This is a genomic window from Acinetobacter sp. NigerLNRRAM0016 (assembly GCF_054112845.1).
In genome coordinates this window covers 1-272 of sequence record NZ_JBSYVT010000149.1, presented here as the reverse complement: position 1 = coordinate 272, position 272 = coordinate 1, and the positions used below count along the sequence as shown (strand labels likewise).

Here is a 272-nt window from a genome sequence, read left to right as displayed (position 1 = left end):
GTTTAAACAGCGCCAGTTCATGCTCGTATTTTTGATTGAGAATAGAAAGATGCTGAACTTTAGAATCTAATTGCTGATTGGTGACTTCAAGATGTTGAACTTTGGCATCTAATTGTTGATTTGATACTTCCAGATGTTGAACTTTAGAATCTAATTGCTGGTTTGATTTTTCTAATTCTTGATTTGATTGTGCCAGAGACTGATGCTGCATTGCCAACTGCCGGGTAAATTCCAGCAGTTGTTCATGGGTCAGTTGGTTTAAGTCAGGCAGT

The 272-nt window shown here is 37.9% G+C and carries 1 pseudogene; it reads right to left on the bottom strand.

The window, feature by feature from the left end:
* Positions 1-271: pseudogene (locus ACWQ4X_RS19925) on the bottom strand (IS66 family transposase); the annotation flags it as partial.
* Position 272 lies beyond the last annotated feature (1 nt).